The following is a 23,623-nucleotide window of genomic DNA, read 5'->3' on the forward strand; positions in this document are numbered from 1 at the left end:
CGGCACCTAGAAATACAGGTACTGCAGCACCATATTCGGGAAAATACCCAGCAGGATAATGACCGCGGCCACACCAATCAGCAACCAGCGGAAGCCGGAACTAACAGGCTCAGTTTCGGCAGCGCCCTCCTTGAAGTACATGGATTGAATGACGCGGAAATAATAGTACACGCTGACTACAGCCATGAGGATAGCAAAGAATACCAGCCACAAATGCGAGCCGCTTTTAACGGCCGATGCCAGCATAAAATATTTTGCAAAAAAACCGATGGTCAGCGGTATGCCGGCCAGCGACAACAGGAACACCGTGGTGGTGGCTGCCAGCACGGGCTGGGTGCGGGCCAGGCCATTGAATCCTTCAAAAGTATAATCCTTCATTTTTACCAGCACGGCAAAAATGCCTACTGTTGCCAGGCTGTAACCAAGTGCATAAAGGATAATGCCTTCCTTTGAATAGGAATTGATGCTGAACAATGCAAACATCATAAAACCGGCCTGTGCAATGGAGGAATAGGCCAGCATACGCTTCACGCTCTGCTGGAATATAGCCGTGATGTTTCCGACCAGCAGCGTTGCGGCTGTCAGCACGGCAACCATGAGTTTCCAGTCGGTTCCGCTGGTTGCGAAAATAATATCGAATAACCTGACCAAGCCGATGAACACGGCGGCTTTTACAATAGTTGCCATGAAGGAAGTGAACACAGTCGGCGCGCCATCATACACATCGGGCGTCCAGAAATGGAAAGGCGCCACTGATACCTTGAAAGCCATGCTGATCAGGAGCAGCAATAAGCCGGCATAAAACCAGGCATCCCTTCCCTGGTTGATGGTAGCCGCGATCGTATCGAGGCTGAAACTTCCCTTTGCACCATAAATCAGGGCAATACCCATCAGCATGATACCGGTGGAGAAGGTTCCCATCAGGAAGTATTTAAGGGCGGCTTCGTTGCTCTTAAGATTTCGCTTGTCGCTTCCCGTTAGAATGTACAGGGGAATCGAGATGATCTCAATTCCCAGGAAGAGCATCAACAGTGAGTTGAATGACGAGACCAGCGCCACGCCGCAGAGAATGAAAAATATAAGTGCAAAGTATTCGGCCACGTTGATGCCTACCCTGGTAATATCTCTTGCAGAGAGGAGAAAATACAGGAGGGTTGCTGCAAATGCAATGCTGTTGAAGAGCAGGCCGAACCGGTTGAACTGGAGCATATTCCGTGTATTCACATCGAATACCCTGAAGCCGTTCATCTCAATGATATTTACTGCCAGCAGCAAAACCATCCCTGCGATAGCGATGTTTTTGAGCATCACCTTGTTGGATACGAAGATGCCACTGAACATCAGCACTACACCTAATATTGCGGAAAGAATTATTGCGTTCATACTATTTCAGGTCGTTTGCTGTTATTTTAAATTCATCCTGCCCAGTATCTGCTCTGAGAGGTCACTGGTCAGTGACAACATGGGATTAGGAAATAAGCCGATCAGCAGTATGGCTACCACGATGATGGCCAGCGACAGTTGAACATTAAAGGAAATATCCGTAGCGTTCGCAGTCAGTGCATTGGTTTCACCGTAAAATACTTTCTGGATCATTTTCAGCGTGTACACAGCACCCAGGATGATGGTGATGATACCGGCCACTGCGTAGGCAACCCCGAAATTGGTTGCAGTGGATCCAAGCACCCCGTTGAACATCATGAATTCACCGATAAAGGCGTTGGTCAGCGGCATGGCGATATTGGCCAGTGCCACGATCACGAGCAGGATGGTTAAAACAGGTGCTTTCTGCGCAAGCCCGCCCAGTTCGCTGATCTTCCTGGTTCCGAATTTCTGTTCAATCACATTCACCACGATCCACATTCCCAGGATATTGATACCATGGTTGAACATCTGGATCATTACACCCTGCAGGCCACTGTAGCTTGGCGCAAATACTGCCAGGATCATCAGTCCTATGTGGGCAATGGAAGAATAGGCAACCAGTTTTTTCAGGTCATCCTGGCGCATGGCGATGAAGGAGGCATACAACATGCCCACTACGGCAAGGGTAGCGAAATTATCACCCCACTGGTAGGTGGCGGCAGGCACCACAGGCGCCAGCCAGCGCAGCAGTCCGAATATACCCATCTTGGCCATGATGGCACTGAGGATCATCGTAACCGGTGTGGGTGATTGTTCATAAGTATCGGGTTGCCAGGTATGGAAAGGGAAGAGAGGCATCTTGATGGCGAAGGCCAGGGCCAGCATCAGGAAAATAGCCATTTCCTCCCGGGGTGCCATATTCAGTTTGACAAAGTCTGCCCATGCAAATGATCCGCCTGCCTTAAAGTAAAGCATGATGAGTCCGATCAGCATGAACAGGGATCCCAGGAAAGTATACACAAAGAATTTGATGGTAACCTGTATCCGCTTTTCCCCACCCCAGCGGGAGCTGAGGAAGTAAAGCGGGATCAGTGCCAGTTCCCAGAAGAAATAGAAGAGCATGGCATCCATGGACATGAATACTCCCAGCAGGCCGGCCTGTGACAACAGCATCAGTCCCAGGAAACGGTTGTGGTCGGGGTATTGATTGTTCCAGGTTGAATAAAAAATGATCGGAAAACTCAGTGTGGTGAGCAGGCAAAGCAACTGGCTCATACCATCCAGTGCGAAATGGAAGCGGCTGTTGAGTGCACCGATCCAGGACTGGTTATAGGTCAGGTGCGCTGCATCGTTCCACACACTCATTCCTGCCAGCATCACAGCGAGCGAAACAAGGGAGGCCAAAAGGGCAATTGATTTTGCCATTGCTTCCTGCCGGATCGCAAACAAAGCTGCTCCGGTTATCAGGGGAATCAAGATCAGTAAAACTGGTACCATTATTTGAATCTCGTTTCTTTCAGTTGATCAATTATTTCTTCAGGAAAATCTGCAGGGCGAAAAGCAGGATGATGCCGATAACCATCAGCAACACATAACTACCTACCTGGCCGCTTTGCAATAACCTTACCTGGCGACTTGCATACTGTACACTCTTACCTACACCGTTCACCACCCAGTCAATACCGTATTTATCAAGTTTTCCCAGCAATTTTCCGAACGCATTCACAGGACGCACGATGATGGCATCATACAGTTCATCCACATACCATTTGTTCTCCAGCAGTTTCGCAAGGCCGGAGGTTTCCGCATCAGTCTTTTCGTATTTTTTGAACCTGCCAACGGCCAGGAAAATAACCACCACAATCACTGCCATCAGGCCAAACATCAGCATCAGTTCCGTGCTGTGGTCGATGTGATGGGGCTCAGCCAGTTTAGCTGAACCGGCGAAAACCGGCGACAGGAACTGGTTCAGTGAATGGGCATTGTGCACCAGCACTTCGGGAATCCCTACCAAACCACCTGCAAGGCTCAGAAGGGCCAGGATCACCAGGGGAATGGTCATTGCGGCGGGCGACTCATGAAGATGGTGTTCCTGTTCATGGGTTCCCCTGAACTTGCCAAGGAATGTCATGGAATAAAGCCGGAACATATAGAATGCCGTCATCAGGGCGCCGAGCGCTCCAAGTGCCCAGATCGCGGGGCTTTTGGCAAAAGCGGCAGCCAGTATCTCATCCTTGGAGAAAAATCCGGAGAATGGAATGATACCTGCAATGGCGAGGCATCCTACCAAAAAAGTAAGGTGGGTGGTTTTCATGTATTTACTCAGTCCGCCCATATTTCTGATATCCTGTTCATGGTGCATGGCATGTATAACCGAACCCGCACCAAGGAATAGCAGGGCCTTGAAGAAGGCATGCGTCATGACATGGAATACGGCACCGGTGTAAGCACCCACACCCAGGGCAATAAACATATAACCCAGCTGGCTAACCGTAGAATAAGCCAGCACTTTTTTGATATCGTTTTGTTTGAGCGCGATGGTGGCTGCCAGCAAGGCAGTGGCCGTACCAATAATGGTAATCACGGTCTGCGTGGTGGGCGCCATGGTGTAAAGGATATTGCTGCGGGCGATCATGTAGATACCTGCAGTGACCATCGTAGCGGCATGGATCAGCGCAGATACAGGCGTGGGGCCTGCCATCGCGTCGGGTAACCAGGTGTACAGGGGAATCTGGGCACTCTTTCCGGTTGCACCGATGAACAGCAATATTGTGATGATGGTGATATCCCTGGCAGACAGTTCACCCGCTTTGGCGAATACGTCGGCATAGGTAACCGTTCCGAGTTTGGAGAGGAGCCAGAATAAAGCCAGCAGGAAGGCCGCATCACCGATACGGTTCATGATAAATGCTTTATTGGCGGCACTGGTATAATCAATGTTTTTGAACCAGTACCCGATCAGCAGGTAAGAACAGAGACCCACACCTTCCCAGCCGATGAACATGATCACGTAATTGGATCCCAGCACCAGCAGCAGCATGGAGAATACGAACAGGTTCAGGTATGCGAAATAGCGTGCGTAGTGTGAATCACTCTCCGTGTTCATATACGCGGTCGAATATACATGGATCAGGAAACCGATGCCGGTAATGATCAGCAGGAAAAGGCTGCTGAGCTGGTCAACCTGGAAGGCAAAGGGGATCGATGTCTTCCCGAAGGAGATGAAATCAAACAGGGTGACCACTCCGGTGGAACCGGATTTTACCTGCATGAAAATCATCACACTCACAATGAAGGAAGCAAGGATGGAGCCCGAACCAATGATACCGGCCAGTGGCTTCGACAAACTGTTTCTGAGCAAGCCGTTCAGCAGAAAGCCCACCAGTGGGAACATAGGAACCAGCCAAACGTAGTCAATGATATTGTTCATATTAGTTTTTCAATCTGTTCAGGAAATTCACGTCAACTGAATGGGTATTCCGGTACATCATTACGATGATGGCAAGTCCGACAGTAACCTCTGCCGCAGCCACTACCATGATGAAGAAAACGAATAACTGTCCGTCGGCACCATTGGTGGCAACTTTCAGGGCCGGATTGGCCGCATCGGCGAGGTGCATTTTTGAAAAGGCCACCAGCAGGAGGTTCACCGCATTCAGCATCAGTTCGATGCACATGAAAATGATGATCGCATTCCTGCGGGTCAGCACGCCGATCACCCCAATCGAAAAAAGGGCAATGGCAACGAATATGTATGAGTTAATTGGCATCTTTATAATGAATTAGTCAATGGGTCAATGGGTCAATTAGTCCTTCTTTCCCAGAACAACGGCGCCTACCATGGCACTCAGGAACAAAACGCTGCTGATTTCAAAAGGCACTACGTATTCTTTGAATAAGGTCTTACCAAGATTCTGCACCAGGCCGATATCGCCTTCCTTCATCAAAGCGGTGGTTGTTTTGGTGTCGGCGTCCCTGAGGGCAGCCACCATTACCAGCAACAGGCATCCGCCCGCGATCGTGCCGGCAAACTTCAACCACTTGTTCTTCTGCGGTTCCGTTTCGGTATTCAGGTTCATCAGCATGATCACGAAAAGGAAGAGTACCATGATGGCACCCGCATATACGATCAGGTTTACGATGGCGAGGAATTGCGCATTCAGCAGAATATAGTGTCCTGAAATAGCAAAGAAAGTAGCAATCAGGAATAGAACGCTGTAAACCGGGTTCCTGCTGGTGATCACCATCAGGGCGCTTCCAATTGCCATTACAGTCAGGAACCAGAATAATATTTGTGTAATACTCATGATGATTGTTAGCTTTTTTTGACGCGTGATCCCAACGCTTTCTGGTACTGTTCAGGTTCTTTTTTCGGATCTGGAATCAGGAGGTCATTCTTGCCATAAATAAATCCCTCGCGTTTGAAGTTGGCAGGGGCAAATGTTTCACTAAGGTAAATAGCGTCTTTCGGACAGGCTTCCTCACAGAGTCCGCAGAAAATACAGCGCAGCATATTGATCTCATATTTCGCTGCATATTTTTCTTCACGGTACAGGTTCTCCTCCCCTTCCATCCTTTCTGCGGCTTCCATGGTAATGGCTTCAGCCGGACAGGCAACGGCACAGAGTCCGCAGGCTGTGCAGCGTTCACGGCCTTCCTCATCACGGTTCAGGATATGCAGGCCACGGAATACCGGGCTGAAGGGCCTCTTCTCTTCCGGATACTGTATGGTTACCTTTTTCTTGAAAAAGTGTTTCAGTGTAATACCCATGCCCTTGGCAATGGCGGGAAGGTATAACTTCTCCAGTACCGTCATCGGGCGGCGGTCTACTGGTTTCGCTCTGTTGGTTAGTGTTTGCATATTCGAACAGCGGTTCGCAAAATTATTTTAATCCGGATTTCTCTCCAAGTTGAACCAACTCAGAATGGCCATCCGTTTTCTTTTATCAATACAATCAATCCTGTGATCACCATGTTGAACAATGCCAGGGGGATCAATCCTTTCCAACCCAGTTTCATCAGCTGGTCATACCTGAATCGCGGGATGGTCCACCTTACCCACATAAAGAAGAACAGGAAGAAACCGACTTTGGCAAACAATGATACGGCCTGCAAAACAGCCAGCCAGTTGGTACCGATGCTCTGGCCCATGCTTGCATCATTTACAAATGGGATATCATATCCGCCGAAATAAAGGGTTGACATCAGTGCACTGCTGATAAACATGTTCACATATTCTGCGAACAGGTAGAACCCGAGTTTCATGGAAGAATATTCCTGGTGGTAACCCTGGTTCAGTTCGCTTTCTGCTTCAGGAAGGTCAAATGGCGTGCGGTTACATTCTGCGAAGGCACAGATCAGGAAGATCAGGAATCCGAGAGGCTGGTAGAAGAAATTCCACCATCCCGTGGATTGCTGGTCAACAATTGTTTTCAGGCTTAATGAACCGGTAAGCATCAGCAATGCAATGATTGACAGTCCCATTGCCAGTTCATAGGAGATCATCTGCGATGCACCGCGCAATGCGGCCAGCAGGGAGAACTTGTTGTTGGAAGCCCATCCGCCGATCATGATACCGTAAACGCCCATGCTCACCACACCAAATACATAGAGGATGCCGATATTGATGTCTGCTATCTGCAGGGAGATGGTACGGCCGGCGATGGTGATTTCGTTCCCCCAGGGAATTACCGCACTTGTCAGCATGGCCATGGTCATGGCGATGCCGGGACCCAGGATGAACAGGAACCTGTTGGAAGAACTGGGGATCACATCCTCCTTCATGAATAATTTGATACCATCGGCAAAGGGCTGGAATATTCCACCGGGACCCGCCCTGTTGGGGCCATAGCGGTCCTGGATATAGCCTGCCACCTTGCGCTCACCGAAAGTGGTATACAATGCGACCAGCAGGGAGATGACGATGATCACGGCTATCAATACCAGTTTCTCCAGTATAAAAGCCAGGTCAATTGCCAGATTAATCATATTGATGTATTCAAACTTTTTAAAATTATGCTCCGTTCTTACTTCCGTCCATCACTATTTAGATCCTTTAAAGTCATCACTGTGTGCCGGTCCTTCGATCTTTGACAGTTCAATCTCCGGACGGTTCACTTCGCTTACTTTATGAATGTCCATCAGCAGTTTTGGTCCCCTTCCGCCCATCACTTCAGGCAGGAAATCGGTTGGCTTTTTCACGCCAACATAATGTCCCTGTGAAATAACAGAGTGACGGTTGATTTTTGAGGGTCCATCAATGGTCCAGTCTTTTATGTCCTTCTTATCAAAGCGGCATTCGTTACAGATCCATCCCGGACGGCCATCCGAAGCGTCTTTCACTTCGCCCCATTCGTCCTTGCGGGCGGTTACGCGGAACACTTCATCACCGCGCATCCAGAGCTGTACTTCACCACAGCATTTGGAGCAGTTGCGGTGGGCATCCACCGGTTTGGTGAACCATACCCTGTTCTTGAAACGGAAGGTCTTATCGGTAAGTGCGCCCACCGGGCAGACATCAATTACGTTTCCGATGAAATCATTGTCGAGGGATTTGCTGATATAGGTAGCAATCTCTGCATGATCGCCGCGGTCCAGCACGCCGTGAACACGTTTTTCCGTCAGCTGGTCGGCCACAAAAACACAACGGTAGCATAGGATGCAGCGCGTCATGTGCAACTGTATATATTCACCGAGGTCGTGCTTTTTAAAAATCCTTTTCTGGAATTCGAAGCGGGTGCCTTCCTTACCATGTTCATAGCTGAGGTCCTGGAGATGGCACTCACCTGCCTGGTCGCAGATAGGGCAATCCAGCGGGTGGTTCAGCAGCAGGAATTCGGTTATGCCCGCCCGTGCATCGAGCACGCGATCGCTGGTGATATTCTTCACGATCATGCCATCCATCACAGTAGTACGGCAGCTGGCAACCAGTTTAGGCATGGGTCGCGGATCTGCAGTGGATCCTGCAGCCACTTCCACCAGGCAGGTACGGCATTTACCGCCACTGTTTTTCAGTTTGCTGTAATAACACATCGCAGGAGGAGTAACATCACCCCCAATCATGCGTGCAGCATTCAGGATGGTGGTACCCGGTTCCACGTCAACAGTGATGTTGTCGATGGTTACTTTGAATAATTTTTTCTCTTCGGACATATGTATAAAGTCAATAGGTCAATGGGTTCTAAGCCGTTGTGGGCACATGAATCGGATCCGCGTAATGTGCCAGTCCGTAGTTACGGGTGAGGCATTCCTGCGGGTTATTGATATGCCATTCAAACTCATCACGGAAATGGCGGATGGCTGCAGCAACGGGCCAAGCGGCCGCATCACCAAGCGGGCAAATCGTATTGCCCTCGATCTTGCGCTGGATATCCCAGAGCAGGTCGATATCACTCATCTTACCTTTTCCCATTTCAATATTCTTCAGGATCTTTTCCATCCAGCCGGTTCCTTCGCGGCAGGGAGAACACTGTCCACAGCTTTCGTGACGGTAGAACCGCGCCAGGGTGTACGTGTGCTTCACTACGCACTGGTCTTCGTCCAGCACAATAAATCCGCCGGATCCCATGCTGGAACCAGTAGCAAATCCTCCATCGGCAAGGCTTTCATAGTTCATCAGCCGGGTATCACCCTTTGCTGTTTTCAACAGCAGGTTGGCAGGCAGGATCGGAACGGAAGATCCGCCGGGAATACAGGCTTTCAGCTTTTTCCCGTTTTTGATGCCACCGCAATATTCATCGCTGTAGATAAACTCTTCCACAGAGATGGTCATGTCAATTTCGTAAACTCCCGGTTTGTTGATATTTCCGCAGGCAGAGATCAGCTTGGTGCCGGTTGAGCGGCCAACGCCGATCTTGGCATATTCTTCTCCGCCGATATTGATAATTGGTCCAACAGCTGCAAGGGTCTCCACATTATTCACCACCGTCGGGCGGTCCCAGACTCCTTTTACGGCGGGGAAGGGTGGTTTAATCCTCGGATTTCCGCGTTTGCCTTCGAGTGATTCGATCAGGGCTGTTTCTTCGCCACAGATATACGCACCGGCACCACGCTGTACATAGATCTCACAGTCAAAGCCTGTTCCCAGGATATTTTTTCCCAGCCAGCCATTGGCTTTGGCTTCGGCGATGGCTCTTTCGAGAATATCGGGAATCCATGCATATTCACCACGGATATAGATATAGGTTGCGTTTGATCCAAGTGCATAGGAAGCAATGATCAGTCCTTCAATCAGCAGGTGCGGAAGGAATTCCATCAGGTAGCGGTCCTTGAAAGTTCCCGGCTCAGATTCATCGGCATTGCAGACCAGGTGGCGGGGAACGCCCTCTGGTTTTGCCAGGAAGCTCCATTTCATACCGGCAGGGAAGCCGGCACCACCCCGACCACGGAGACCACTTTTCTTGACTTCCTCGGTAATGGCATCGGGGCTCATGGTTTTCAAAGCCTTTTCAACAGCACGGTATCCACCTTCACGACGGTAAACATCGTAATGGCGGATGCCCTCCACATGTGCTTTTTCTAAAAGTAATTTCACTCCCATATTGATAATAAATTCAAAAGTCCTTTTTTATGCCGGCTTCATATCCTGGTACTTTGCCGGGCAATCAGTTGCCAGCCCTTTTTTTTCTTCCATATCCAAACCAGCAGAACATGGAGCTTGAAATCATATACCTGACCATTTCGGGTAACATTCACTTCCCAGTCTGTGCGCACAATTCCCGTTTTATCTTCCATCTTTATGTCCATTACCCCCTGTTTGATGCTGTTGTATCGCAGCACTCCGTTGAACATATCGGCAATCACTTCCTTTTTTGACTCGATCCATGCGTTCGAATGCCCGTAACTGCATTTACCGTGCAATAGTTTTCTGACGGTGGCAGAGTCCTGTTTCAGCAATGCTTCATTCAGGTCCAGCATTGCTTTTTTCAGCGTGACGGTATCCTGCGCGAACAGTGATCCTGCCCAAAAAAGCGCAATTATAAGGAGGGCGGTTCTCATATAACTCAGTTCAGTACGCCAGCATTCTTCCTGCACTCTTCTATAATTGTGTCAACCCTCTCTTTCGTCAGATGTTCCTTGTAATGTTTGCCCAGCTGCATCATCGGTGCATAACCGCAGGCACCCAGGCACTCAACGGTTTTGAGCGTAAACATTCCATCTGGTGTTGTTTCACCAACACTGATGCCTAAACGCTGTTTTATATAATCAACAATATCATCGCTGCCACTGATCATGCAGGGACCTGTCTGGCAAACTTCGAACAGGAATTTGCCAACCGGTTTCAGATTGAACATGCTGTAGAAGGTGGCCACTTCATACACTTCAATAGGTTCGATCTGCAGCAGGGATGCCACATAGTCCATTGTTTCCGCACTCAACCAGCCATATTCTTCCTGCGCGAGGTGCAACACCGGGATCAGCGCGCTCTTTTGTTTTCCCTGCGGATACCTTGCGATGATCTCTTGCACCTTAGCCAGTTTCTGTTCTGAAAATTGTATCATATCAAATAAATGGTCAATAGTGAATGGTGAATGGTGAATGTTTTTACGCGTCCATTTCCCCGGCGATCAGGTTCAGGCTGCTCATGGTAATCACTGCATCACTTAGCAAAGCTCCTTTGGTCAGTTCTGAATATGCCTGGTAGTAAATAAAGCAGGGTCTCCTGAAATGCAGCCTGAACGGGGCACGGCCGCCATCACTGATCAGGTAAAACCCGAGTTCACCGTTACCGCCTTCCACAGAATGGTACACTTCACCCTTAGGCATATCGATTTCACCCATAATGATTTTGAAGTGCCAGATCAGGGCTTCCATTTTGGTATAAACGTCCTCTTTTTTGGGGAGGTAATATTCCGGCACATCGGCATGGTACACATCGGCATCAGTGCCTTTGAATTCCTGCACTTTCCTGAAAGCCTGTTCAATGATGCTCAGGCTCTGCCACATTTCCTGGTTGCGTACCATGAAACGGTCGTAGTTATCGCCGGTACTGCCTACGGGGATATCAAACTCAAAATCCTGGTAGGAACAATATGGGGATGCCACCCTTACGTCGTAATCCACGCCTGCAGCCCGCAGGTTGGGACCGGTGAAGCCGTAATTCAGTGCTCTCTCCGCGGAGATTCCACCGGTACCCATGGTGCGTTCCATAAAGATCCTGTTGCGGTTGAACAGGTTCTCAAATTCTTTCAGGGTTACGGGGTATTCTTTCAGGAATTTTTCGATCTTTTCAAAGGCAGCGTTGGAGAAATTCCTCTCGAATCCGCCGATGCGGCCGATATTGGTGGTAAGCCTGCTTCCGCAAACCTCTTCAAAGATTTCATAGATCAGTTCACGGTACTGCATTACATAGAGGAAGCCACTGAATGCACCACTGTCCACCCCCACAATGGAATTACAGATCAGGTGGTCGGCGATCCTCGACAATTCCATGATGATCACCCTGAGGTAATCTACCCGCTTGGGAGTGGAAACCCCCAGGAGTTTCTCGCAGGTGAGGTGCCATCCCATATTGTTGATGGGTGATGAGCAATAATTCAACCTGTCTGTAAGGGGGGTGATCTGGTATAAAGGCCTTCTTTCCGCAATCTTCTCAAATGCCCTGTGGATATAACCCACTGTCTGTTCGGAAGAAACGATTCTTTCTCCGTCCACCTCCAGTATATTCTGGAATACTCCGTGTGTGGCGGGGTGAGTGGGGCCCAGGTTCAGTGTGGTGGTCTGTTTCCCGATGGAACCTTCCGGAAGGCTGATGTGGTGCGGTTGTTGGTGTATGATTTCAGACATTACTGTCTCGTTTGTGTGTTGTAGTTGATGGTTTTGGTTAAGATACCGAGCCGCCGCGGCCAAACATCTCATCGTCTTTATCTATGCGCGATTGGTCTTCCAGCGGGTATTCCTTTCTCATGGGGAAATAGTCCATTTCATCCACATTCAGGATTCGTTTCAGGTTAGGATGCCCGACAAAGTTGATACCGTAAAAGTCATAGGTCTCTCTTTCCTGCCAGTTGGCTGATTCAAAGAGGCTGGTTGCGGTAAAAACATCGGGGTCGCTGATATCTGAAAACACTTTCATCCTCAGCCGGACATTGTCCACCAGGTTATGCATATGATACACAACAGCCAGTTCCCTGCCTTTCTGGTCCGGATAATGTACACCGCACAGATCAGTAAGAAAGCGGAACCTGAGTTCGGTATCATCATACAGGAACTGCATCACCTTCAGGTTCATATCTTTAGGAACCTCGAAAGTCAGCATTCCCGCCGGCTCTTCGATATTGGTGATGACATCGCCAAACTTCTCTGTGAGCCTTTCCCTGATATATTCATTCGTCAAAGCCATAAGACTGATTCTTACTGTTTGTTATTCAATACCGTAACTGTTCAACAATGCCTTATAGCGGTCACTGTTCCTTCTGCGAAGGCTCTCCTGTCCTACCAGGTCCTGGCACTTCATCAAACCGTCCAGGATGGCTTCAGGGCGCGGAGGGCATCCGGGCACATAAACATCCACCGGAATAATCTGGTCAATACCCTGCAACACACTGTAGGTATCAAAGATGCCGCCTGAGGACGCACAGGCGCCAACGGCAATTACCCAGCGGGGCTCTGACATCTGGAGATAAACCTGTTTCACAATGGGTCCCATTTTCTTGGCGATGGTTCCCATTACCAGCAGCAGATCACACTGGCGGGGCGTGTGTGCAAACCTTTCGGAGCCGAAGCGGCCGATATCGTAGTGCGACGCACTGGTGGCCATGAATTCAATGCCGCAACAGGAAGTGGCAAATGGCATTGGCCAGAGGGAGTTCTTCCGGCCCCAGCCTACCACCTGGTCCAGGGTGGTTGCAAAAAACCCTTCCCCGCCATAACCTTCAGGCATTTCGTCGGTGATAATGATCTTACCACCTTCATTCTTTACATTATATTGAACAGGACGTGCCATAATAAATTACTTTAATATTAATCTTCCCACTGCAATGCACCCTTCTTGAGGATATAATAAAACCCGGAGATAAAGAAGCCGACAAACATCAGAACGGCCCAAAAACCATTCCAGCCCAGTTCCCTGAAATTCACGGCATAGGGGTAGAAAAAGATAACTTCCACATCAAAGAGTACGAAAAGAACGGCCACCAGGAAATATTTGATGGCTACAGGCTGGCGGGCGTTTCCCACTGCATGGATGCCACTTTCAAATGTTTCCAGTTTTTCAGCAGTCTTCCGGTTCGGGCCCAGGAAGGGTGAAATACCCAGGGTAAGGCCAACGAATCCGGCCGCACAGATAATTTGTAATGCGATGGGTAGGTAGTCAACAGCGGTACTTGCAGCTACCGCATTTTGTAACAAGAAAAGATTCATGCCTTAATTGTTGTGGTGGCAAAAATAAGATAGCCTGCCAAATAAAACGCGCAACATTGAAAATAAGTTCGTTAGAGGCGTTTTATCGGATGCCGCGTTAAAAAAAGAGTCCCCGCCTGGGGCGGGGACTCTTTCCTATACTATTAATTCATCATTTATCGGTATACTAATTACCACTCGACTCGGCCGGCTTTTTCGGCGTGGCACCGGAGGAACTGGTTTTTTTGGCAGGCGCTTTACTGAGCACTTCCTTGATCTTCACTGCGGTTTCATTAGTGGGGTCCACTTCCAGAACCTTGTCAATATACTCAAGGGCTTTATCCTTATCCTTCTTGATATCATTATAATACTGAACCAGGTAGAAATAAGAAGAAACAGCCTGTCCTTTATATTTCACTGCATCCAGTGTACGGGCCATCTCACCAAGTTTTTCATAATGTGGTACCGCAAGACCCGCGGTCATGCTGGTATCCATGGCCTGGTTGGCACGCGCCCTCCAGAGATAACCGAAGATCTCATTGGGATACTTTTCGGCATAAACCGCAAAAATGGAATCGGCGGTCGGATAGTTGGCAGCCTGGTAATTGGCAAATCCCCAGTTATACAGGTCTACATTATTCGGAGTCTTTTTGGTTGCATACAACTGGCCGAGATACTTAGCCTCACCCAGTCGGTTACCGCTTTTCTTTGCCAGGGCCGCGGCATTGGTCATCAGTTCCAGCTTTGATTCCATGGCAGTATCACTGGCTATGGCTTTATCATAGCTTGCCATTGCTTCGGCTTCGTTACCGGGGAACCTGCTCAGCAGGATGGCACGGAACTCATAATCCTTGGGGACAAATTTGTCTTCCTTCTGCCTGGCAAAATACTCATCCAGGAATTTTTTTGCACTTACAGAATCCTTTTTCTCATCATAGCTATACGCCACCAGTTTGTAATAACGCGGGTCGGCTTTGTCGCCCAGTGAACTGATGAATCCATTGGCAGTGCTGATGGCTTCATCATAACGGCGGGAAGCAAAGAGAATGGCGGTTTTTTCATAATCGTTCTCAGGGGAAGGATCAGAAACAGCCAGGTATTTGTCATAATAATCCTTAGCCTTGTTGATATCGCGGTTAAAATAGTAAAAATAAAGTTCATAGATCGCAGGGGCATAGTTGGGATCAATTCTTACCGCATCTTCAAATGCAGGCAGGAAAATCTCCGTGTTCTGCTGGGTAAGGTAGATTTTTGCGATGCGATTTTTGGCAGCGGCATAACCGGGGTTCAGTTCCAGTGCACGCTGGTAAGACTGTACGGCATTTCCGCCATCCACTTTTTTACGGTAGGCGTCACCGATAGTGATCCATGTTTCCGGACTGTTGAACTTCTTTTGCTGGGTTACAGGAGTAAGTTTTTCGATCACATAATCGGCATCACCGTCCTTGGCATCCACCATAGATTTGCCAATAGCATTGAAAATTTCAACGTCTTTGCCTTTGGTCAGGCTGATGGCGGTTTCGAAACGTTGACGGGCTTCATCCTTTTTGCCATCGAGCAATTCAATATGTCCTGTTCCGACAAGTAACAGTGGGGCATTGCCATTGGTTGCCAATGCTTTCTGGTAAAGTGAACGGGCACCCTCCACATCTTTCTGTTCAATCAGGGTTTGTCCCAGCCAGTAAATGGCATTAATGTCATTGGGATTGGCGGCCAAAACCTTTTCTAATGTTTCTTTGGCACTGTTAAATCGTTCGTAGTAATAAAACTTTTTTCCCTGGTCAACGCTCTGCGCGTTCAGGGCATTACCACCTAATACTGCCGCCAAAACCAGGCTGTAGAGGTATTTCTTCATTCGGTTGCTGTTTTTAGTCGAGTTGTAAAAATATTAAAATATGGATTCGTTTACTCACTGATTCCTGCGTTTCTTACCTCAAACTGCATTCTTGCAGGCCACAGGTATGCGCGCCGGAAAATCAGTTGACCTCTTTCATAGATGAGAAAATTCGCGAAACCGCTACCCAGTCCTTCATAATTTTCCTTTAAAATATAATGCAATCCCCGTACCAAAGGGTACCTGCGGGTCGCAATATTACCCTGGTAAGGCTTCACATAGGTTTCCTCCGGGCAGATTCCACAGCGGATGGAAGCGATCGTTACGTTTTTATTAAAACTTAAAAAATCGGGGTCATTGGGGTTCCCGATCCAGCTCACTCCTACAAAACCGACCGCATCCTTATTATTGGCGACATATTCAATTACACCCGCACTGGAGGTGGCTGCGGTAACATCCTTGCCCAGGGGCTGCCCTTTCAGGAGTGAATCCAGCGCATACCGGACCGTACTGGTTGCCGTGAGGCCATCCATCACCGGGCGCAATTTATACCCACTGGTTCCCTTCAGCATGGACCTCACATCAGTGATATCAAAAACGGAATCTTTGGATTGTGTATTCACTACCAGTGCCACCGCATCAAAAGCAATTTTTGCCTGCACAGGAATGAACCGGAGGGTATCCTTCAGCCGCTGCTCTTCCACCGGCATCAGCTGGCGGGTAACTATTACCATCCTGATGCTGTCCACCAGCAGATCTTTCAGGCATTCAGCCTCTGGCTTGTAATGCGCAATGATCCTTGCTTTCGGGAATGATGCTTCAAAAACCTTGATCTGCGAATCAATTACCGGCCTGAAAGACTCGTCCACACTGATATGAATGGTGCCACTGCTGAGTGTATCGTTGCGATACACCACTTCCTGGTTATTGCAATGGCTGAACATCAACAGGCTGAAGGCAGCAATGGTTAGCAGTTTCAAACGCTTATACATAAACGCTGTCGTTAATCTTATTCGGAATAATAATTCTTTTGATACCCCCGGTAGATCCTCCAGCCTCCGTACACTATACAGAGACCTGCGAAAAAGTATTTGAATATGGGTTCCATCTCAAAATCAAAACCCAGTTTTTCAGAGAAAAGAAAGAAAAACCCGAATAGCAGGATCAATGCCCCCATGCCGTAATCCAGTATGGAACGCATCATACTATATTGCTTTCTTCTGTTATCCTGTTGTTCTTGGGCCATTGTTGTTTTGTTTGGTCCGGGTTGGGCAAGTTAGGAAAAAATCTACTGTTCCGGTGTTACAAATATCACGGGGATTGTAAACCATACCGATACCGGCCTCCCCTTTTGCTGACCGGGCTCCCACCGGGGCATTTTCTTAATGACCCTTAACACTTCCCGGTCATAGGGATCCCCGGCAGGCTGGGACAGCTGAACCTGGTCGATTTCACCCTCATCGTTCACCACAAAACGCACTACAACCCTGATCCTTTCACCGGAATCCTGCTCATCCTGTGGCCTGAGCTGGCGGGACAGCCATCGCTGCAGGGCGCCTGCACCTCCGGGAAAGGATGGCATAACGGAAGCAGTTTCAAGAATTTCGGGTTCCTTTTCTGCCGGGGGTGGAATGGGGGCGGCGGGGCCGGTGCTGCTGCCTGCGGCCGGTGACGGGCCTGTAATACCGTCATCTTTGGTTCCTGTCAGGCTTACCGGGCCGATTGCTGCACTGTCAATCCGCGTTTGTTCAGGTATGGGCTCGGAAAGCTTGTCGGGAACCACTATTATGGTCGTGTGTTTTTCCTGTGCCACCCTGGGAGGCTCAGCCGGGGTAGGCGGTGGCGGCGGGGTTGGCTCAGCAGGAGGTGGTATCGGCTCCAGGGTATCCGGAATGGTAAAAATCGATACAATGCCCCCGTTCAGGTTGGGGCCGGGACCACTGTTCCGGGAGATAAGGATGGATAATATCACCAGCAAAATCATTCCCCCAAGCCCGTAATACAGGTGTCTTGGGTAATTCCTCCGGAGCGCATAAGCCCCGTATTGCTTGTTCCGGTTTTCGAAAAGTATGTCCAGTGCGTCACTACGCAAAATAGTAGAAGGCTTCATAAAATTGAAGTTTTGTTACTAAATGGGATGATTAAACGCAGCTGTGTTCCTTTTACTGAGATGCCGGGGCCGGAACAAATCCATAAAACAAACTATCCTATTTTTGCGGCCATGAAGATTTTGATGGTTTGCCTGGGCAATATCTGCAGAAGCCCGCTGGCGGAAGGGATACTGCAGCAGAAAATAGCGGAAGCGGGACTTAACTGGACAGTGGACAGTGCCGGCACAAACGGGTACCACGTGGGAGAAGCACCCCACCATTTATCGCAGAAAGTAGCACGGATCAATGGAATTGACATCAGCAGACAACGCGCCCGCAGGTTTGTGGCGGCGGACTTCGACCGGTTTGACCGGATTTTTGCCATGGCAGGTGATGTGATGGATGAAATGCGGCGGATAGGCGGGAACCGGTTTGATACGGGAAAGGCAGACCTGCTGATGAATACAGTTCAGCCGGGAACCGATCTGGATGTACCCGATCCCTGGTACGGACCAGAACCAGGCTACCACGAAGTGTACGATATGATCTCCAAAGCCTGCGATGCTTTTTTAGAAAGAGAACTGGAGAAATAGACTAATAGAAACTTAGAACGCCCAACTACAAAAAACAAACTCATATATGGCCAAACCCTCCCTCCCATCCGGTACACGCGATTTCAGTCCCGATACTGTGCGCAAGCGTACCTATATTTTCGACACCATCAGGAAGGTATTTGAACTCTACGGATTCCAGCCACTGGAAACTCCGGCCATGGAAAACCTCGATACCCTGATGGGTAAATACGGCGAAGAAGGCGATAAACTGATATTCAAGATCCTCAACAATGGCTTGAACGATCCGAAAAATATTGACAAGGCAAAAGCCGCCTTTGAAAATGTGCTGCAGGGGAAAAATGATAAAAACCTGACGGAAAGGGCACTGCGCTATGACCTCACCATTCCTTTTGCAAGATATGTTGCCATGAACCACGGGCAACTAACGCTACCGTTCAAACGCTACCAGGTGCAGCCCGTATGGCGGGCAGACAGGCCACAGAAAGGCCGTTACCGCGAATTCTATCAGTGCGATGCCGACGTGGTGGGCAGCAACTCCCTGCTGAACGAAGTTGAGCTCACCTCAATTTATGCGGAAGTATTCCAGCGTTTAGGCATTCCCGTTGAGATAAGGCTGAACAACCGGAAAATTCTGGCGGCGCTTGCTGAACACTGCGGCGGTCCTGATAAAATGACGGACATTACCACTGCCATTGACAAGCTCGACAAAATCGGGCTGGATAAGGTAAAGGAGGAGCTGGCCGGCCGCGGTTTGTCATCCCCCCAGATCAGCAGTATTGAGCAATACCTGGCGGTCAGCGGCACCAACTCCGAGAAGCTGCACCAGATTGAAACCCTGCTTGGCCACCTGGCCCCTGCCCGGGAGGGTTTGAAGGAATTAAGATATGTGCTGAACCTCGTTGACTCGGGTTCAGGACTCACCCCCCAGACATCAAACCTTGTCTGTGATTTTACCCTGGCCCGGGGTCTGAACTATTACACGGGAATAATTTTTGAAATCAAAGCAACCGGCGTGCAGATGGGCAGCATTGGTGGCGGTGGCAGGTACGATGACCTCACCGGATTGTTTGGGGTGCCGAATGTACCTGGAGTGGGCATCAGTTTTGGGGTGGACCGCATCTATGATGTAATGGAAGAACTTCAGCTCTTCCCTGCTGCCGTTCATACGGGAACACAGGTAATTTTTTTCAACCTCGGGGAAGAGGAAAGCAGGGCAGGTTACCTGCTGATGCAGGAACTCCGGGGCAGGGGGCTGCGTTGCGAGATGTACCATGAGCAGGCAAAATTTGACAAGCAGTTCAAGTACGCCGATAAAAAGAATATTCCCGTTGCTGTGATCCTGGGCAGCCAGGAGCTGGAAGATGGCACCTGTGTGATCAGGCACCTCCGGGAAGGCACTCAGAATACCGTGGCTCAAAAGGACCTGGCCCATGCTTTAGGCGTCTGACGTGCGTCTGACGTACGTCAGACGCACGTCAGACGGGTGTAAAAAAACTCAGCAAGTTTCGGGTAGGAAACCGCAGGGACGGGGTTTAATTTCGAGGGCAGAAAAAAGGCACCATGACCGCACAGACAGACAATAATTTTGAACGGATTGCAGCAGCCATCGCGTTTATCAGGAACAACTTCAGGCAACAGCCTACGCTGGAAGATGTGGCGGCCGAGATCCATCTGAGCAGCTTTCACTTCCAGCGCATTTTCACGGAATGGGCAGGCGTGAGCCCCAAAAAATTCCTGCAATTCATAACGGTTGAACATGCGAGGAAATTATTGAAAGAAACCGGGGCCAGCCTGTTTGATGCAGCCACAGAAACCGGGTTATCGGGCACCAGCCGTCTGCATGACCTTTTCATCAGCATTGAAGGAATGACGCCGGGCGAATACAAGAACGGTGGCGCCAACCTCACGATTCATTACAGCTATGCCCCAACTCCTTTTGGCGACACCATTATAGCCTCTACTCCCAAAGGCATCTGTCACCTGGCTTTTGCGGATAATCACCAGGATGCATTGTTGAAGCTTCAAGCCTGTTTCCCCAATGCGGCTTTCCGCCTGGCTACCGACCAGAACCAGCAGCATGCCCTGCAGATTTTTTCGCAGGACTGGAGCAGGATGGAAAATATCAAACTTCACCTGAAAGGAACTGAATTTCAACTGAAGGTCTGGGAAACATTATTAAAAATCCCGACTGGCCGGTTGGCCACGTACAGCCAGATCGCGGGACAGATTCAAAAACCGAAAGCATCACGCGCTGCTGGTTCGGCAATCGGTGATAACCCGGTCGCCTACCTGATTCCCTGCCACCGCGTCATCCAGTCTGGCGGAGAATTCGGTCAGTACCATTGGGGCAGCACCCGGAAAACAGCCATCATCGGCTGGGAAGCCGCACGGGTGCCGGAATTGCAGGACTGATAACAGGCTCAACAAACAATTTCATTACTCCATCTGTACCTGTTTTTCCGATATGCCCCGCCATCTGGTACCTTCCTGGTAACTGTTTCGGCCGGGCCCATAAAAAATCTTGAATATGGAACTATTTCCCCCTGATCCTGCTATCAACCTCCTGCCCTATGATGGTACTGTTCAATATTTTGGCAGGGTTCTGAACCCATCAGAAGCCAGTTTTTACCTGCAAAAACTGCTCGATTCCATCACCTGGAAAAACGATGAGGCGGTCATTTTCGGAAGACATATTATTACAAAAAGAAAAGTCGCCTGGTATGGCGATGATGCTTATGCGTATACCTACTCCAATACTACTAAACAAGCGTTGGGCTGGACGGAAGAACTTCAATTCCTAAAGCAATTGGTGGAGAATACCTGTTGCTGCCGGTTCAATTCCTGCCTCCTGAACTTATACCACGATGGTGAGGAAGGGATGGCCTGGCACAGTGATGATGAAAAGTCCCTGGGTGAAAACACGGTGATCGCCTCCTTAAGCCTGGGCGCGGAAAGGAAATTTGCCTTCCGCCACAAACAGACAAAAGAAACGACCGGTTTGATACTTGAGAACGGCAGCCTGCTGGTTATGAAGGATGCCACACAAACAAACTGGCTCCACAGCCTGCCCAAATCAAAAAAAGTGCGGGCTCCCAGGGTGAACCTGACATTCCGGACCATTGTGTCAGGTGTCTGACATGTGGTGTCTGACATGTATAATTTTTGAATACGGCAATCGCAGATGTCAGACACCACATGTCAGACACTTAGGAGACACCAGGTTATTTACGGGTCAGCAGTTGCTCATCCCTGATGGCTATCCGCCAGGTCCAGGTGGTGGAGCCGTTTACCTTTTCGCCATCCAGCACATATCCCATGGCTTCAATATGGATACCGTTGACCTGCCTGGTTGAATCATGGCGCCTGAAAGCCGCTGTACCATTGAAATTGACAATGGTAAAACTGTCTACCCCTTCATATTTCATGGGCGAAGTACCTGCTTCAGAATACATGGAAAGGGCAGTCAGGCTGTCGCCGGTCACCTGCACAAGGGGAACCACACTGCCGGAGGGGAAATGATAGGTCCCAAGGTATTCGCGGTGGGTGCTGTCCTTTTGGGAATGTGCCGTCATTGCCATACCCAAAGCAAAAAGAAAACATAACAGGACTTGCTTCATACAATAATTTTTTCGAATATAAGTAAAGCAATCATACCCCGGAACCTAATCCCGCCAAAGGGAATAAATTTCTTGCCAAAGCAGAAAAAAGCCGGACTGAACCGGCTTTGAATTGATGGTGGATTTATTTCCTGATCCGCATGGACAGGATGGCTTTATCATACTGCTTTGCCTTTTCGGGATCGGCAAAATCATACCCGAGGATAAAACCGCCTTTTTTTGTCCTTCTCCAGCGGGTTCCATCGGGGTTGGTTCCTTCCCCCAGCGGACCAACCGAATTGGTTAGAAGATCCATTGCTTCCTGATTTTTATCAATGGCCAGCGCAGGCTTATCGGACTGTTCCCTGCAGGCGATGTAAAGCCTCGATCCGTCATGGTAACGAAAAGTCCGGACAGAATTGCCCTGTTCATCACGCGTATGCAATTCGGACCTGAAACCATCGGGAATTGCCATTACCAGCCGATATTTTGTGTTCCCTTCGTCAAAGTCGTACTCGAGCCTGTCGGCTACGCCTGCCAATCCGCAGGAACTGATCACAACCATCACTGCCAGTAGCATGACCGGCCATTTTCTTGTAGGTAACATAGTATAAGGTTTTGGTGAGTCAGAAAGGTAGACAGCTATTCCTGAAGGGTAAAGTGAAATAAGGACGAATGCAACCAACCCGATAATTTAAGCAGTCTTAGCCCTGGTCCGGCCAACCCGCACCTCAAACTTCAAACTATAGTTATCTTTGCGGCATGTTAAAACAGGCACATAAAAACATCCGGCATTTGTCGAAGGAAGAACTGGAGCAGTATTTTGAGCAGCTGGGAGAGAAAAAATTCCGCGCAAAGCAGGTGTACGAATGGCTCTGGACCAGGCAGGCAAGGCGTTTTGAGGATATGACCAACCTCAGTAAGGAACTGCGGACCAAGCTGGCAGAGAATTTTTCTTTGCCCGCACTGACGGCTGACCTTACCCAGAACAGTGCGGATGGCACGATAAAAAGCAGGTTCCGCACCGTTGACGGACACCTCGTGGAAGGGGTACTTATTCCCACCGATGACCGGAAAACCGCCTGTGTGTCCTCACAGATAGGTTGTTCCCTGAGCTGTAAATTCTGCGCTACTGGATATATGGACCGGAAACGCAACCTGGAATTTGATGAGATCTTCGATGAAGTGGCCCTCATCAATGAACAGTGTGAAAAGAGCTACGGAAAGAAACTGACCAATATCGTTTTCATGGGCATGGGCGAACCCTTGCTCAATTACAAGAATGTACTCAAGGCCATTGAAATGATCAGTTCACCGGAAGGCCTGGGCATGAGTCCCAGGAGGATCACCGTATCCACTGCCGGTGTGGCCAAAATGATCAGGCAACTGGGGGATGACAAAGTGAGGTTCAAGCTGGCCCTGTCTTTGCATGCGGCCAATGACGCCAAACGTCATGAGATCATGCCGATCAATGACACCAATAATATCAAATCGCTGATCGATGCTCTCAATTATTTCTACCAGCAGACTGGCAATGAGATCACGTTTGAATACATACTTTTCAAAGACTTTAACGATTCCTTAAAAGATGCAGAAGAACTGGTGAAAATCTATCGCCAGGTGCCGGCTGACCTGGTCAACATTATCGAATACAATCCCATTGACCTCGCATCATTTGAAAAACCGGACGAGGAAAAAACCATGCAGTTCATGCATTACCTCGAAAAACACAGGGTGAACGTACGTTTGCGCCGGAGCCGCGGAAAGGATATTGATGCGGCATGCGGACAACTGGCGAACAAGTGAGGATGGCAATATTGGATT

General features: G+C 49.2%; 26 protein-coding genes. 5 read left to right on the top strand and 21 right to left on the bottom strand.

What is annotated here, in order from left to right; genetic code table 11:
• Positions 1-6 precede the first annotated feature (6 nt).
• From BC349_RS05655 to BC349_RS05745, 19 genes are all read right to left on the bottom strand, one after another.
• Positions 7-1,383: an NADH-quinone oxidoreductase subunit N gene (locus BC349_RS05655; protein ID WP_187255742.1), complete on the bottom strand. Its 1,377-nt coding sequence runs from the start codon at positions 1,381-1,383 to the stop codon at positions 7-9.
• Between the two features lie 21 nt (positions 1,384-1,404).
• Positions 1,405-2,862 carry a complex I subunit 4 family protein gene (locus tag BC349_RS05660; RefSeq protein ID WP_187255743.1) on the bottom strand — a complete coding sequence of 486 codons (1,458 nt, stop codon included), beginning with the start codon at positions 2,860-2,862 and terminating at the stop codon, positions 1,405-1,407.
• Between the two features lie 31 nt (positions 2,863-2,893).
• The gene (gene nuoL / locus BC349_RS05665) at positions 2,894-4,795 is read right to left on the bottom strand and encodes an NADH-quinone oxidoreductase subunit L (protein ID WP_187255744.1); all 1,902 of its coding nucleotides are present in this window, start codon (positions 4,793-4,795) and stop codon (positions 2,894-2,896) included.
• A gap of 1 nt (position 4,796) precedes the next feature.
• On the bottom strand, positions 4,797-5,135 hold the full coding sequence (gene nuoK / locus BC349_RS05670; RefSeq protein ID WP_187255745.1) for an NADH-quinone oxidoreductase subunit NuoK: 339 nt from the start codon (positions 5,133-5,135) through the stop codon (positions 4,797-4,799).
• A 36-nt stretch (positions 5,136-5,171) separates the two neighbouring features.
• A complete protein-coding gene (locus BC349_RS05675) occupies positions 5,172-5,672 on the bottom strand; it encodes an NADH-quinone oxidoreductase subunit J family protein (protein ID WP_187255746.1) in 501 nt (166 codons plus the stop codon).
• Between the two features lie 8 nt (positions 5,673-5,680).
• A complete protein-coding gene (gene nuoI, locus BC349_RS05680) occupies positions 5,681-6,226 on the bottom strand; it encodes an NADH-quinone oxidoreductase subunit NuoI (RefSeq protein ID WP_187255747.1) in 546 nt (181 codons plus the stop codon).
• Positions 6,227-6,285: 59 nt separating this feature from the next.
• Entirely contained in the window at positions 6,286-7,353 is a 1,068-nt protein-coding gene (nuoH, locus tag BC349_RS05685; protein ID WP_187255748.1) for an NADH-quinone oxidoreductase subunit NuoH, read from the bottom strand.
• 54 nt (positions 7,354-7,407) lie between these two features.
• Positions 7,408-8,517 (bottom strand): NADH-quinone oxidoreductase subunit G, encoded by a 1,110-nt coding sequence (locus BC349_RS05690; protein ID WP_187255749.1) that lies wholly within the window; start codon positions 8,515-8,517, stop codon positions 7,408-7,410.
• Between the two features lie 28 nt (positions 8,518-8,545).
• Positions 8,546-9,904: an NADH-quinone oxidoreductase subunit NuoF gene (nuoF, locus tag BC349_RS05695; RefSeq protein WP_187255750.1), complete on the bottom strand. Its 1,359-nt coding sequence runs from the start codon at positions 9,902-9,904 to the stop codon at positions 8,546-8,548.
• Between the two features lie 38 nt (positions 9,905-9,942).
• Positions 9,943-10,362 carry a nuclear transport factor 2 family protein gene (locus BC349_RS05700; protein WP_187255751.1) on the bottom strand — a complete coding sequence of 140 codons (420 nt, stop codon included), beginning with the start codon at positions 10,360-10,362 and terminating at the stop codon, positions 9,943-9,945.
• 5 nt (positions 10,363-10,367) lie between these two features.
• Positions 10,368-10,865 carry an NADH-quinone oxidoreductase subunit NuoE gene (gene nuoE / locus BC349_RS05705; protein WP_187255752.1) on the bottom strand — a complete coding sequence of 166 codons (498 nt, stop codon included), beginning with the start codon at positions 10,863-10,865 and terminating at the stop codon, positions 10,368-10,370.
• Between the two features lie 43 nt (positions 10,866-10,908).
• Positions 10,909-12,150 (bottom strand): NADH-quinone oxidoreductase subunit D, encoded by a 1,242-nt coding sequence (locus BC349_RS05710; RefSeq protein WP_187255753.1) that lies wholly within the window; start codon positions 12,148-12,150, stop codon positions 10,909-10,911.
• Positions 12,151-12,187: 37 nt separating this feature from the next.
• Positions 12,188-12,706 (bottom strand): NADH-quinone oxidoreductase subunit C, encoded by a 519-nt coding sequence (locus BC349_RS05715; protein WP_187255754.1) that lies wholly within the window; start codon positions 12,704-12,706, stop codon positions 12,188-12,190.
• Positions 12,707-12,727: 21 nt separating this feature from the next.
• Complete coding sequence (locus tag BC349_RS05720; protein WP_187255755.1) at positions 12,728-13,309, bottom strand: NADH-quinone oxidoreductase subunit B; 582 nt, start codon at positions 13,307-13,309, stop codon at positions 12,728-12,730.
• Positions 13,310-13,326: 17 nt separating this feature from the next.
• Positions 13,327-13,725: an NADH-quinone oxidoreductase subunit A gene (locus tag BC349_RS05725; protein ID WP_187255756.1), complete on the bottom strand. Its 399-nt coding sequence runs from the start codon at positions 13,723-13,725 to the stop codon at positions 13,327-13,329.
• Positions 13,726-13,891: 166 nt separating this feature from the next.
• The gene (locus tag BC349_RS05730) at positions 13,892-15,559 is read right to left on the bottom strand and encodes a tetratricopeptide repeat protein (RefSeq protein ID WP_187255757.1); all 1,668 of its coding nucleotides are present in this window, start codon (positions 15,557-15,559) and stop codon (positions 13,892-13,894) included.
• A 50-nt stretch (positions 15,560-15,609) separates the two neighbouring features.
• Complete coding sequence (locus tag BC349_RS05735) at positions 15,610-16,530, bottom strand: PstS family phosphate ABC transporter substrate-binding protein (protein WP_187255758.1); 921 nt, start codon at positions 16,528-16,530, stop codon at positions 15,610-15,612.
• Between the two features lie 17 nt (positions 16,531-16,547).
• On the bottom strand, positions 16,548-16,784 hold the full coding sequence (locus BC349_RS05740) for a hypothetical protein (protein WP_187255759.1): 237 nt from the start codon (positions 16,782-16,784) through the stop codon (positions 16,548-16,550).
• Between the two features lie 42 nt (positions 16,785-16,826).
• Positions 16,827-17,648, bottom strand: a complete 822-nt coding sequence (locus BC349_RS05745; RefSeq protein WP_187255760.1) for a TonB family protein — start codon at positions 17,646-17,648, stop codon at positions 16,827-16,829.
• 111 nt (positions 17,649-17,759) lie between these two features.
• Here BC349_RS05745 and BC349_RS05750 point away from each other — a divergent pair, with 111 nt between their 5' ends.
• The 4 genes from BC349_RS05750 to BC349_RS05765 all read left to right on the top strand — a co-directional run bounded on the left by BC349_RS05750 (position 17,760) and on the right by BC349_RS05765 (position 21,339).
• Positions 17,760-18,221 (top strand): low molecular weight protein-tyrosine-phosphatase, encoded by a 462-nt coding sequence (locus BC349_RS05750; protein ID WP_246456789.1) that lies wholly within the window; start codon positions 17,760-17,762, stop codon positions 18,219-18,221.
• A gap of 46 nt (positions 18,222-18,267) precedes the next feature.
• Complete coding sequence (hisS, locus tag BC349_RS05755; RefSeq protein WP_187255761.1) at positions 18,268-19,650, top strand: histidine--tRNA ligase; 1,383 nt, start codon at positions 18,268-18,270, stop codon at positions 19,648-19,650.
• 113 nt (positions 19,651-19,763) lie between these two features.
• On the top strand, positions 19,764-20,615 hold the full coding sequence (locus BC349_RS05760) for a methylated-DNA--[protein]-cysteine S-methyltransferase (protein WP_187255762.1): 852 nt from the start codon (positions 19,764-19,766) through the stop codon (positions 20,613-20,615).
• Positions 20,616-20,730: 115 nt separating this feature from the next.
• The gene (locus tag BC349_RS05765) at positions 20,731-21,339 is read left to right on the top strand and encodes an alpha-ketoglutarate-dependent dioxygenase AlkB family protein (RefSeq protein WP_187255763.1); all 609 of its coding nucleotides are present in this window, start codon (positions 20,731-20,733) and stop codon (positions 21,337-21,339) included.
• A gap of 85 nt (positions 21,340-21,424) precedes the next feature.
• Here the strand turns inward: BC349_RS05765 and BC349_RS05770 are convergent, their stop codons facing one another.
• On the bottom strand, positions 21,425-21,820 hold the full coding sequence (locus BC349_RS05770; protein WP_187255764.1) for a hypothetical protein: 396 nt from the start codon (positions 21,818-21,820) through the stop codon (positions 21,425-21,427).
• Positions 21,821-21,944: 124 nt separating this feature from the next.
• Positions 21,945-22,406: a hypothetical protein gene (locus BC349_RS05775; RefSeq protein ID WP_187255765.1), complete on the bottom strand. Its 462-nt coding sequence runs from the start codon at positions 22,404-22,406 to the stop codon at positions 21,945-21,947.
• Positions 22,407-22,561: 155 nt separating this feature from the next.
• On the opposite strand from BC349_RS05775, the gene rlmN reads away from it, so the two are divergent.
• On the top strand, positions 22,562-23,605 hold the full coding sequence (rlmN, locus tag BC349_RS05780; RefSeq protein ID WP_187255766.1) for a dual-specificity RNA methyltransferase RlmN: 1,044 nt from the start codon (positions 22,562-22,564) through the stop codon (positions 23,603-23,605).
• Positions 23,606-23,623: the final 18 nt, after the last annotated feature.

It is taken from the genome of Flavihumibacter stibioxidans, from assembly GCF_014332695.1.
GTDB lineage: Bacteria > Bacteroidota > Bacteroidia > Chitinophagales > Chitinophagaceae > Flavihumibacter > Flavihumibacter stibioxidans.

Bases quoted from the DNA above. Each gene is read 5' to 3' on its own strand.
- BC349_RS05655 (WP_187255742.1), bottom strand. From the start codon at position 1,383: ATGAACGCAATAATTCTTTCCGCAATATTAGGTGTAGTGCTGATGTTC.
- BC349_RS05660 (WP_187255743.1), bottom strand. From the start codon at position 2,862: ATGGTACCAGTTTTACTGATCTTGATTCCCCTGATAACCGGAGCAGCT.
- nuoL (WP_187255744.1), bottom strand. From the start codon at position 4,795: ATGAACAATATCATTGACTACGTTTGGCTGGTTCCTATGTTCCCACTG.
- nuoK (WP_187255745.1), bottom strand. From the start codon at position 5,135: ATGCCAATTAACTCATACATATTCGTTGCCATTGCCCTTTTTTCGATT.
- BC349_RS05675 (WP_187255746.1), bottom strand. From the start codon at position 5,672: ATGAGTATTACACAAATATTATTCTGGTTCCTGACTGTAATGGCAATT.
- nuoI (WP_187255747.1), bottom strand. From the start codon at position 6,226: ATGCAAACACTAACCAACAGAGCGAAACCAGTAGACCGCCGCCCGATG.
- nuoH (WP_187255748.1), bottom strand. From the start codon at position 7,353: ATGATTAATCTGGCAATTGACCTGGCTTTTATACTGGAGAAACTGGTA.
- BC349_RS05690 (WP_187255749.1), bottom strand. From the start codon at position 8,517: ATGTCCGAAGAGAAAAAATTATTCAAAGTAACCATCGACAACATCACT.
- nuoF (WP_187255750.1), bottom strand. From the start codon at position 9,904: ATGGGAGTGAAATTACTTTTAGAAAAAGCACATGTGGAGGGCATCCGC.
- BC349_RS05700 (WP_187255751.1), bottom strand. From the start codon at position 10,362: ATGAGAACCGCCCTCCTTATAATTGCGCTTTTTTGGGCAGGATCACTG.
- nuoE (WP_187255752.1), bottom strand. From the start codon at position 10,865: ATGATACAATTTTCAGAACAGAAACTGGCTAAGGTGCAAGAGATCATC.
- BC349_RS05710 (WP_187255753.1), bottom strand. From the start codon at position 12,150: ATGTCTGAAATCATACACCAACAACCGCACCACATCAGCCTTCCGGAA.
- BC349_RS05715 (WP_187255754.1), bottom strand. From the start codon at position 12,706: ATGGCTTTGACGAATGAATATATCAGGGAAAGGCTCACAGAGAAGTTT.
- BC349_RS05720 (WP_187255755.1), bottom strand. From the start codon at position 13,309: ATGGCACGTCCTGTTCAATATAATGTAAAGAATGAAGGTGGTAAGATC.
- BC349_RS05725 (WP_187255756.1), bottom strand. From the start codon at position 13,725: ATGAATCTTTTCTTGTTACAAAATGCGGTAGCTGCAAGTACCGCTGTT.
- BC349_RS05730 (WP_187255757.1), bottom strand. From the start codon at position 15,559: ATGAAGAAATACCTCTACAGCCTGGTTTTGGCGGCAGTATTAGGTGGT.
- BC349_RS05735 (WP_187255758.1), bottom strand. From the start codon at position 16,530: ATGTATAAGCGTTTGAAACTGCTAACCATTGCTGCCTTCAGCCTGTTG.
- BC349_RS05740 (WP_187255759.1), bottom strand. From the start codon at position 16,784: ATGGCCCAAGAACAACAGGATAACAGAAGAAAGCAATATAGTATGATG.
- BC349_RS05745 (WP_187255760.1), bottom strand. From the start codon at position 17,648: ATGAAGCCTTCTACTATTTTGCGTAGTGACGCACTGGACATACTTTTC.
- BC349_RS05750 (WP_246456789.1), top strand. From the start codon at position 17,760: ATGAAGATTTTGATGGTTTGCCTGGGCAATATCTGCAGAAGCCCGCTG.
- hisS (WP_187255761.1), top strand. From the start codon at position 18,268: ATGGCCAAACCCTCCCTCCCATCCGGTACACGCGATTTCAGTCCCGAT.
- BC349_RS05760 (WP_187255762.1), top strand. From the start codon at position 19,764: ATGACCGCACAGACAGACAATAATTTTGAACGGATTGCAGCAGCCATC.
- BC349_RS05765 (WP_187255763.1), top strand. From the start codon at position 20,731: ATGGAACTATTTCCCCCTGATCCTGCTATCAACCTCCTGCCCTATGAT.
- BC349_RS05770 (WP_187255764.1), bottom strand. From the start codon at position 21,820: ATGAAGCAAGTCCTGTTATGTTTTCTTTTTGCTTTGGGTATGGCAATG.
- BC349_RS05775 (WP_187255765.1), bottom strand. From the start codon at position 22,406: ATGTTACCTACAAGAAAATGGCCGGTCATGCTACTGGCAGTGATGGTT.
- rlmN (WP_187255766.1), top strand. From the start codon at position 22,562: ATGTTAAAACAGGCACATAAAAACATCCGGCATTTGTCGAAGGAAGAA.